Origin of the sequence: Nitrosomonas halophila (genome assembly GCF_900107165.1) — a bacterium.
In the GTDB taxonomy this organism is placed as follows: Bacteria; Pseudomonadota; Gammaproteobacteria; order Burkholderiales; family Nitrosomonadaceae; genus Nitrosomonas; species Nitrosomonas halophila.
In genome coordinates this window covers 1-10,096 of the sequence record NZ_FNOY01000084.1, presented here as the reverse complement: position 1 = coordinate 10,096, position 10,096 = coordinate 1, and the positions used below count along the sequence as shown (strand labels likewise).

At 50.7% G+C, this 10,096-nt stretch carries 7 protein-coding genes and 2 pseudogenes; 6 read left to right on the top strand and 3 right to left on the bottom strand.

The features are described from left to right. Positions 1 to 207: hypothetical protein (locus BLV85_RS15525; protein ID WP_218132849.1), on the bottom strand; the 207-nt coding region annotated here is incomplete at its 3' end. Positions 208 to 243: 36 nt separating this feature from the next. On the opposite strand from BLV85_RS15525, the gene BLV85_RS13260 reads away from it, so the two are divergent. The 3 genes and pseudogenes from BLV85_RS13260 to BLV85_RS15910 form a co-directional block, all read left to right on the top strand. Then, positions 244 to 4,581 carry a zincin-like metallopeptidase domain-containing protein gene (locus BLV85_RS13260; RefSeq protein ID WP_245725224.1) on the top strand — a complete coding sequence of 1,446 codons (4,338 nt, stop codon included), beginning with the start codon at positions 244 to 246 and terminating at the stop codon, positions 4,579 to 4,581. A 178-nt stretch (positions 4,582 to 4,759) separates the two neighbouring features. Beyond that, a pseudogene (locus BLV85_RS15915) lies at positions 4,760 to 4,918 on the top strand (IS3 family transposase); the annotation flags it as partial. After that, a pseudogene (locus tag BLV85_RS15910) lies at positions 4,910 to 5,029 on the top strand (IS5/IS1182 family transposase); the annotation flags it as partial. The pseudogenes BLV85_RS15915 and BLV85_RS15910, both read left to right, overlap by 9 nt. Before the next feature lie 184 nt (positions 5,030 to 5,213). Here the strand turns inward: BLV85_RS15910 and BLV85_RS13250 are convergent. Then, positions 5,214 to 5,393, bottom strand: coding sequence for a hypothetical protein (locus BLV85_RS13250; RefSeq protein ID WP_090415714.1), 180 nt, complete (start codon positions 5,391 to 5,393; stop codon positions 5,214 to 5,216). Positions 5,394 to 5,634: 241 nt separating this feature from the next. Between BLV85_RS13250 and BLV85_RS13245 the strand changes: the two genes are divergently transcribed. The 3 genes from BLV85_RS13245 to BLV85_RS13235 are packed head-to-tail and all read left to right on the top strand — an operon-like array spanning position 5,635 to position 8,991. Then, a complete protein-coding gene (locus BLV85_RS13245) occupies positions 5,635 to 5,952 on the top strand; it encodes a helix-turn-helix domain-containing protein (protein ID WP_090415713.1) in 318 nt (105 codons plus the stop codon). A gap of 37 nt (positions 5,953 to 5,989) precedes the next feature. Further along, positions 5,990 to 8,110, top strand: coding sequence for an NACHT domain-containing protein (locus tag BLV85_RS13240; RefSeq protein WP_090415712.1), 2,121 nt, complete (start codon positions 5,990 to 5,992; stop codon positions 8,108 to 8,110). Beyond that, positions 8,107 to 8,991 carry a nucleotidyltransferase family protein gene (locus BLV85_RS13235; RefSeq protein WP_090415711.1) on the top strand — a complete coding sequence of 295 codons (885 nt, stop codon included), beginning with the start codon at positions 8,107 to 8,109 and terminating at the stop codon, positions 8,989 to 8,991. Before BLV85_RS13240 ends, BLV85_RS13235 begins: the two co-directional genes overlap by 4 nt. Before the next feature lie 288 nt (positions 8,992 to 9,279). Here the strand turns inward: BLV85_RS13235 and BLV85_RS13230 are convergent. Next, positions 9,280 to 10,096, bottom strand: an 817-nt coding sequence (locus BLV85_RS13230; protein WP_090415710.1) for an IS3 family transposase, incomplete at its 5' end; no start/stop codon positions are given.

Here is a 10,096-nt window from a genome sequence, read left to right as displayed (position 1 = left end):
TCTACCAGAGCAAGTCTGGCTGAACCCAGAGAAGGACGGGGGTGACTTAAAGGTCGCCGTGTAGATGAACACGACAACTACCTTGACAAACAGCGGGATGACCGCGGCGAGCGGATGAATTCCGAGGGCGAGCTGACTAGGCGCGGAGTGATCTACGGTATCAAGAAGCACGGGCACCGCTACATCGATAACGCCGAAGTCATTCATCGCGGTTGGGAGTATCGCCTTGTGAAAGGCTCATCCATGAAAGTGACGTTGACCCGGCAGATCGACGAAACCGAGGCCGAACGGCTTTGGAAAGCTCAGCTTGAAGCAGCACCGAAAACCGAAACGAACGCCACGAGTATGCTCGTTGGCGTCATTCTGCCGATTTGGGACCGTGTTGAAGGTTCTGAAACCATTTACCGCCTTCAGACCGACGACGGCGAGCAACTGCTTGGCCGTTTACTAGGCAAGGAAGCCGCCAAGCAAACGCTGAAAAACTTGGGTCTGGATTCCGCGACGGCGAAGTTATCGCCCGCCGAACTGTTTGCGGCTATCCAGGCCGGGCAACGAGCCGTGCTGTCGAACGGCTGGGAAATCTCGCTGGCCACCGTCAACCGTGAAGACCGCATCGAGGTCAAGGGCCGGCTGTCCGATGCCGAAAAGCGCGTGCTTACTCAGCAGGGCGCTTTCGTCGAGCGCATCAACTGGCAGGAGCGCGTATTTATTCCCGCCGGCGACGTGGGGCTACCCGTGTTCGAGCGCATCACCGTATCCAAACCCGTGGTTGACCTGTTTCAGAAAGTTCGTGGGAATGACACGCGGGAATCGCAGCCGTTCAGTCCGGCGGATGTGGACGCGGCGCTTCCTACCGTCCAGCACGACGAACCGAAGGTCGATGTCGAGCGACCTGCTCCACTCCCGGATGGCTGGACGGAAGCGGAGCCGAACGGATTGCTTTCCAATCCCGACCCAATCAAGGGCGGCATCATCGACAACGAAATCGTTTCCGTAAAATGGTTTGCCATTCCGAACAACGACGCTATTTCAAAAATCACCGACCTTAACACGCGAATGGATGCGCTTGAGGCGCTGGCTCGCGAAGTCGTTCTAGTAACTAACCAAAAGGAGAACGAACCGATGGCTGATAAAACTGAAAAGAAATCGTTTGCCCAGGTTGTCGCCGAAAAGCTGGTCACGCAACTGAAACAAGGCACTGCTCCGTGGCAGAGACGGTGGGAGTCGGCTCCAGCTGGTTCGATCTTTCCTATGAACCCAATCACAGGTAAACGCTATCGCGGTATCAATGCCCTTCATCTAATATCACAGAATTATTTAGACCAGCGTTGGATGACCTACAAACAGGCCGAGGCCGTAGGCGCACAGGTGCGCAAAGGCGAGAAAGGCACGTCGGTTCAATACTGGAAGTATAGCGAAGAGCAAGATAAGCTCGATGACCAGGGCCGGCCGGTGCGCGATGCGAACGGCCAGAAGGTCAAGGAAACCGTCCAGCTCGAACGGCCCCGACTGATCTTTGCCACCGTGTTCAACGGCGAGCAGATCGACGGCCTGCCCCCGCAGCAGATCAAGCCGAAGGCAGAACAGCAATGGGAAGCCATAGAGCGGGCCGAGCACATTCTGAAAGTATCCGGGGCCAAGATCACGCACGCTGCCGGAGATCGGGCGTTCTATCGGCCATCAACCGATAGCATCACCCTGCCGGAAAAAAGCCAGTTCGAGAGCGCCGATCGCTACTACGCAGCGGCTTTGCACGAGCTGGGGCACTGGACTGGCCACCCTTCGCGCCTCGACCGTGACCTTGCCCATCCGTTTGGATCGGAGGGGTACGCCAAGGAAGAGTTGCGGGCAGAGATTTCTTCGATGATCGTGGGCGTGGAGCTGGGCATTGGCCACGACCCCGAGCAGCACGCCGCCTATGTCAGCTCCTGGATCAAGGCGCTGCAAAACGATCACCTGGAAATTTTCCGGGCATCATCCGACGCCGAGAAAATCTACGATTACGTGCTGGCCTTCGAACAGAAGCAGGTACATGAACAAGATAAGTCACAGGTGCAGGATGTGGCCATGCCGGCAGTAGCCCAGCAGCAGAAGGCCAAGTCCTTGACTGTAGTTGAGCTAACGGCAAGCCAGTACGAGGCCGCGAAGGCCGCTGACGAAGCTTTCCAGCGCGAGCTTGTGCGCGCCTATGGCGAGAGCAACGCCGGCGACGACCGCTATAAGATCAGCCACGACGACCAGGACGTACAGACGGCTGCCGATGCTTTCGTCGCCGCTTCCAAAGAGTGGAACGAGGCTGTGCGCGTAGCCCGTGAAACTGTTTCAAGCCAGGAGGCCAAGATGCTAGCTGATTCACCTGACCAAGCGGCAAGCCTGTTGAGTTCTTTACCTGCTGATGTTGTGCAGGGCATCGAACAGACCGCTTCCGCACGCCAACAATTAGATGTCGGCGAAATCGATGGCCAGGCATTCCAGAAAACGGCCAAGGAACAGCTTGGTATTGACCTGCCTGCCGACTGGAATGGACGCATCCAGGTGCAAGGCAACGTCACCGAGGACGTGGACGGCAAGAAACATGTAACCGCCGCCTATTCCCTTGGCGTTGAACCTGAATTTTGGGGCGTGTACGTGCAGCTTGAAACAGGGCTGCACCAGTGGGTTGCCGATTTTGATAACGAAGAAAAAGCTCAGTTGCTGGCCGAACGGCTGCGCCTAGTGGATGCACTGGCTGAGATCGATGAAAAAGAACGAGGCGTGAAGCTGGCTCATGTGCATGAAGAGCGGGTGCGCCGCGACCCAAATAGTACCGATGAGGACATTTTAGCCGCTAAAGACGCCCGCAAGGCTGCCGAAGCGTCCGCCATGCTCAACGATGCGGACTTGCAGCGCCACATTGCCGAGCTTGAACGCAACCAGCAAAGCCAGGCCCAGGGCGCGGCGGCTGCGCCGGCGCCGGCGCAGGAGAAACCCGAACGCAAGTACATCAACGTGCCTTACAAGGAGAAGGACGAAGCCAAGGGGCTCGGGGCGCGCTGGGATCGCCAGCAACAGTCCTGGTACGTGCCGGCGGGTGTTGATGCTGCCCTGTTCGCCAAATGGGCGCAGGGAGCCGCTACGCCGGCCACAGATGCCCTTTCAGAGGCCACAGCACCCCAAACCCAGGCCGAGGGCCAGAAAGCCACCCAGGGCCGCACCTATCTAGCCGTGCCCTACGCCGAACGTGGCGAGGCCAAGGCCGCCGGAGCGCTTTGGGATAAGGCCGCTAAATCCTGGTATGCCGGCCAGCGTGCCGACATGGCCAAGCTGGAACGCTGGAACCCAGAGGACGTATCTCCCCAGCAAGAGCCGGCCATGACGCCAAGGGAAGAGTTCGCGCAAGCCATGCGCAGCGCAGGCCTGCTCGTTGGACAGCGGCCGGATGGTGACCATCCGATCATGGACGGCAAGAAACATCGCGTGCCGGTTGACGGCGGTAAGTCTGGAACCCTGGATGGTTTCTATGTCGGGCACCTGGATGGCCACCCGGCCGGCCGGATCATCAACAACAAGACCGGCACGGATATTATCTGGAGGAGCAAGGGCTATGCCTTGAGCGACGAGGAAAAAGCCAAGCTGCAAGCCGAAGCCGCTACCAAGCTTGCCGAGCGTGCCGCCGAGCAGGAGCAGCAGCAGAAAGCCACAGCCCAGCGTGTCGGCCGCCAGATGGCCAGCCTTACGCCTATCGAGCAGCCGACGCCGTACCTGGAAGCCAAGGGCATCAAGCCGCAGGCCGGGGCACTGACCGACAAGGACGGCCAGACAACCTATATCCCCGCCTTCGATGTGGACGGCAAACAATGGACGATGCAGTACATCCAAGAGGACGGCACCAAGCGGTTCGCCAAGGATTCAAAGAAGGAAGGATGCTTCCATCCTGTCGGCGGTATGGACGCCTTGGCGGCCGCGCCGGCGTTGGTCATTTCCGAGGGCTATGCCACGGCGGCCCAGGTTTCCGAAGCCATAGGCCATGCCACGGTTACCGCGTTCGACAGCGGTAACCTTGAGGCCGTGGCGAAGGCGCTGCACGCCAAGTTCCCAGATAAACCGGTCATCATCGCCGGCGACGATGATCGGCACAAGGTTATGACCCACGGCAGCAATTCAGGCAGGGAAAAGGCCGAGGTGGCCGCCCAGTCCGTGGGTGGCAAGGCGATCTTCCCGATCTTTGCGCCATCGGAGAACACCTACCCGCGCGACCTGCCCGTCATCACGCCCGACAACTACAAGACCCACTTGCGCGCCGAGCAGCGCCTTGCCGACATCGTTGCCGGAAAGATCGAGCTGGCCGACGATGAGGTAGCCATGCTCAAGGCGTCGATGTTGAGCGACACGCAGATCGCTGCGCTGTCCACGATGAAGCAGCACACCGATTTCAACGACCTGGCGCACAAGAGTGAGCTGGGCCAGGGAGGCGTCAAGCGCCAGATCAATGCAGCCGTAGGCAGAGTGTTGATCGATGTTGGCCAGCAGGAGAAGGTGCAGAAGCTCGACCAGGCACAGAAGCAAGAGCAGCGATCAAGGCGCGCAGCTAGAATCGGATAAAAGCACGGAGATCCTTAATAACGGGGAAATTCAAGGATTATTACTAAAATACCGTTGATACTAAATCCAGGGGCACCCCATCACCCCTTAACCACAAGGATCACTAAATGGATAGCACACTTGAAAGATGAATTGCCCCGGGTTTTGAGGAGGCTCCAATTATTGAGAGAATGAAGCCATGAGCAATCAAACGAAGTTTTCCCCCGAAGTCCGTGAACGATCTGTTCGCCTGGTTCAGGAGCATCGCGGCGAGTATCCATCGCTGTGGGCAGCAGTCGAATCAATTGCACCGAAGATTGGCTGCGTACCCTCCACACTGCTGGAATGGGTCAAGCGTAGCTTTGCCTGGTTGGAGAAGAACCGAAGGTTATGGAAGAATTGCGAGCGGCTACTAAACACCAGCTTGCAGTTCATTCATCTGGCCTTCATGGCAATGATAATCAGAAGATATAAACAGGTTCTTAGAGCGCTTGTGGATCTTAGCGTACGATTTTTCCATTTTCTGAGACGATCCCATCATGACCGTTTCGATCAGGCTGGCACCGCTTCGGTGCAACACTGCCGCTTCATGACCGAACGGGTCACAGACCAGACAGAAATAGACACAATGCGCCCACCTTGTCGGTGACTGCTCAATCGGTGATCGAGACGTTGTCCTCAGCCAGCCGCAGGTATTCCGACAGCCGCCGCACGACCGGCAACGGGTCAATGGCCTGACCAGCAGCGCAGGCCCGGCCGTGGTCCAACAGGCGCGCGCTCGTCGCAAGGTCATGGCTGCACTCCCACGGATGCACGAAGCCACCAAGCCGCATCCCCGCCTTCCCATGGAAGCACAGATGCGCAAACCTACGTTTGCGCAGAAGCGTAGAGGCACGAAGGCGGATGTACGGAAGTCAGGAAAGACACGGATCAGGTTCTCCGCCTTTGAAGAAACCTACTGATGCGGATTTCAGTACAAGCATGACTACGGACAAGCTCATACAATGAACGCTATAAATTGTAGCCCTATAGAGCACAATCGGTTGTCATCTTGGATTTTGGGAGAAGTCCAGCATGACGGCCAAGCCATCGTTGCCCGAAGCACTAAGACGGATAAGGAAGGCGCGCGGCATCAGTCAAGAAGCGTTCTCAAATGTATCGTGTCGCACTTACCTGAGTTCGCTAGAACGCAGGTTGAAAAGTCTCACCCTGAAAAAGGTGGAGGAGCTATGCGAGGTACTGGATGTGCATCCATTAACACTGTTGGCCGTCGCGTACTTCGACATAGATCCCGAAAACATTGATGAATGCCTAAGTTGCATCAAGCAAGAAATAGATGAAATAAGACTATTCGAAACAAAGACAGAACGGAATTGGAATGAAGGCATGTAAGCTTTACGAGAAATTTTGAATTTACAGGAGTTCATATATGAGCGAAAAATCATCGCTAATAGATGTCTACAAGAGGTATGGCTTTAACCTTGCGAGCACCACAGAAAATGATGAATCGCTGGTTTTTACGTTAAAAACCGGATACTTCGACAATGCAGAAATAATAAAGCTAAACCCTAACGCATCTGTTGATGACTTATTTAAGGATCTCTCTGCTGCCGGATATGCATGCAGTGTAAGAACCGCAACAACGCTAGAAAAGGCAGAAGAAGAGCTTTTCAACGGATTTTTTTCTGTTAAAACAACCCGCCATCGCCTAGCAGATGAGTATAAGAAATTTGCGTCTAGCTTAGTTAGATCTTACGGCGAAAAAGCAAAATACGAGTATATAAAAGCACCATACCATATAAATGGGAAAGAGGGCCAAAAGACTGCACCGGAAGAAATTTTATCCAGAATAGAAGAAGATAGACCAATCCTTTTCCTAATAGAAGCCGCAGCTGGTTTTGGGAAGACATGCACAGCACAAGAAATCTCTCAACTCCTAGTTACCAGCACAGGGAAACTCCCTCTATACGCGGAGCTATCCAGAAATAGACAGGCCAGAATATTTCGTTATATCTTGCTCGATGAAATAGATAGAACATTCCCCCTTCTCAGTTCAAAACTAGTTCAAACAGAAATAAAGAACGGAAGAATTTCTGTAATTTTAGATGGTTTTGATGAGCTACTTCGCAAAGGAGAAGATGGCGAGGAATTTGACAACAAAGAGCCAATGCTAGAGACCATTAGCGAGCTCTTAACCGGAAAGGCAAAAATAATCATAACAACACGCCGCACCATTCTCTTCGACGGCGATGAATTTCATCAATGGCTGGAAAGTCATGCAAATGACTTTTCTGTAGTCCGAATCAGGATTCAAGAACCAAAAATAAATGACTGGTTGCCATATGAACGTATTGAGCCTTTAAGAAACTCCGGTCTTGATTTGGATGCTATTGCTAATCCGGTTTTGCTTTCATATTTGAGATGTATTGATGATGAATTGTTTCGTCAGACTTCAAATAATCCAGAGGGCATAGTTCAAAGCTATTTTGAGTATATGCTGGATCGTGAGCGAGAGCGCCAAGATCTTAGAATGACAATTAAAATACAAGAAGATGTACTTCGACGAATAGCAGAGGATATGATTGCCTATGGATATACTGCCGAGGATAGAGACTACATAATAAAAACAATTCTCGAAAAATGCAGCAAGGAAATCGAGTCAGCACGCAATCAATATTCAAGCAGCGACAAGCCAACGAGAGAGGAGATTGCGAATAAACTAGCTAGCCACGCCCTTTTCGATAGAAGCTCGACCGAATCAGAAAAGATCGGATTCGTTAATGATTTCTCATTGGGAAACTATGTTGCCGAAAACATCATTTCAGACTCCAGTTGGCTAGGGGATGATCTCCGATTCATAGAGCCTGCCGTTAAATCTTATGTTCCACGAACTCAATCATCAAGAGAAATTTTGTTCAACGGCCTAAAGGGCTCTTTGCCATATATTGAAACAGTGGCGAGAATTGAAATTTCCACAGACTTAATGGGGAATTTACCAGATGACTTGAGAAATGACTCTGTTGATGATCTTGATCTTTCATTAGTAGATATAGGATCAAGAAAAATAAAATCTTTTCAATTTAGTGATTCAACGTTTAAGAAATGTAGGTTTATTAAGTCTGGACTGGAGGACGTCACATTTATTAATTGCAGGTTTTTTGATTGTGAAGTTGTTGATGACGGATCTATTGGCTCAATTTATATTTTGGGCGGCACTAGTTCTCCTGAAATTATTTCTCAATTAAGTAACTTGCCCTCCGAACTATCCGCCCCCTCGGCGCCTGACCATGAAAGACTTATCGAGAAATCCATAATTAAAAGGTTTTGGCCGGCCGGCGACCCACTTGATCAAAAACCTTCTAGGCCAATCTACAAACCAATGAAGTATTTGTGCCAACCGATGGATGGTTTTAATTCTCTTGAGCTTTATGCGGGAATTGAACGAGTTGTCAAAGCAGGAATTCTGACTGAGATGAGCAGATCAAATCTCATTTCTCTGAATATCGAAAATATTAATAAAGCCTACGATATATTCAGGGAGGCAGAATGATTCCAGTCTCATCGTTTATGCGGGTTACAGACATTCTTCGAAAAGAGATAGAACAAGAATTAATGTCTATTGGCTTATTGTGTCGCGTTTTCGGAAGAGGAAAGTCAGAGGCATCTTTAAAAGCAAAGCTGGAATCAAATCCTGGAAAATACACTCCAAATGGAAAATTAATACAGGATTCCATTGGAATACGTATTGTCCTATATTTTCAAGAAGACATAAAAATAGTAGATAAAGTGCTTCGCATGAAATATCAATGTGATAACGGTGCTTCCACAATAGACGTCCCTGTGGATACGATTTTTTCTGTTTCTAGGTACAACTTAATATTCAAGCTTCCATCGGATTATTTTCGAGACATTGGTGCACCGACAACAAGTGTACCCATTGATCGCACATTTGAGTTGCAAATTAGGACAGTGTTGTCAGAGGGGTGGCACGAAGTTGAACACGATCTTAGATATAAAAGAAAAAATGACTGGATTGGATCGGATGATTTAAGTCGCGGGTTAAATGGGATTCTAGCCACACTTGAGACAGCAGAGTGGAGTATGAGAAAAATTTTTGACGATTTGGCTTATAAGCATTATAAAGGCAGGAATTGGGACGGACTTGTACATTCGGTACTTCGCATGCGGATTTCCGCACCGCTTGGTACGGGCGTTTGTGAATTCCTTAAATCAAGTCCTGATGCCGCCAGAAGGCTAGTTAGAATAAATAGAAATGACATCTTTCATGCCCTGTCAAAACTTGCGCCAAGAATACCTTTGACTGCTGATAACTTGTTATTTGTGTGGAACAGGGTTTCGTTGAAAAATGAAGAGTTGAGCAATCTCACCCCAAAAATAATTTGCGAGACTATGGATGCGTCTGAAATTTAATCTTTCAAGTGGCCATTAAGTGTAACAACCTGCATTTAAAACTGGGTCGACCAGCATTCAGTGCGATTTTGGGCCAGCAATAATTGCAACTATCTGTCCTGGAAACCGGCATTAACTGCAAATGAACCTGCATTTATCGCCATCGACTTGCATTTGATCGGCGCAAACCAGGAATAAACGCGACTGATTGAACATCCATATTAGATCGTCAATCCCGAGGGGATTTTGGAGTTGTCCCCTTTAAACGAACACACTATGTTCTGTTTAAAGGGGACAACTCTGTTCTGGTCAAGTCCAACCGGACACTTTTTTTAGAGAATTTTCATAGTTAATTGGTGACTGATCACCATTCGCCGTATGCAGCCTCTCCAGGTTGTAATACTTCATGTAAGCCGCTACATCCTTTTTCATATGCTCACGGGTTGGTTGAGCAACTTTAAAGATCCAGTCGTGCTTGAGGCTACCGAAAAAGCGCTCAACCACCGCATTATCCCAGCAGGCACCTACATCACCCATGCTTGCTCGTATACCATAACTGCCCAGTAATTTACGATAACGTTTACTGGTGTACTGTGATCCACGATCACTGTGAAACACCAGGCCTTTAGGCGGCTGCCTCAAGTTATAAGCCATGATGATTGCTTTGCAGACCAGGTCTGTAGTCATTCGTTTGCTGATATGCCAACCCACTATACGACGTGAGAACAGGTCCATGACAATAGCCAAATACATCCAGCCTTCACCGGTCTTCAGGTACGTGATGTCGCCCGCCCAGACCTGATTGGGGTCAGTAGGGTTAAAGTTCTGATTTAACATGTTATCTGCCACGTCATCACGATGATCTCGTTTGGTCGTTACCTTATAAGCAATGCGCTGAGTGACTATTAAATTCAGTCCTTTCATTAACTTGCGCACTTTGTAACGACCGATTTCAATGCCTTCTTCACGTAGTTTCTTCATCATTTCACGGCTACCCAAGCTCTCACGGCTCTGCTTGAATAACGCTTTCATACGACGATGGAGATGCAACACATGGGCGCTAATCAGCTGCCCTGGTCGTTTCTGCCAGGCATAATAGGCTGAAGTACTGACCCGCATAACCCGG

Excerpts from the sequence above, each read along its gene's own strand:
- BLV85_RS13260 (WP_245725224.1), top strand. The coding sequence starts at position 244 with ATGAAAGTGACGTTGACCCGGCAGATCGACGAAACCGAGGCCGAACGG.
- BLV85_RS13250 (WP_090415714.1), bottom strand. The coding sequence starts at position 5,393 with ATGCGGCTTGGTGGCTTCGTGCATCCGTGGGAGTGCAGCCATGACCTT.
- BLV85_RS13245 (WP_090415713.1), top strand. The coding sequence starts at position 5,635 with ATGACGGCCAAGCCATCGTTGCCCGAAGCACTAAGACGGATAAGGAAG.
- BLV85_RS13240 (WP_090415712.1), top strand. The coding sequence starts at position 5,990 with ATGAGCGAAAAATCATCGCTAATAGATGTCTACAAGAGGTATGGCTTT.
- BLV85_RS13235 (WP_090415711.1), top strand. The coding sequence starts at position 8,107 with ATGATTCCAGTCTCATCGTTTATGCGGGTTACAGACATTCTTCGAAAA.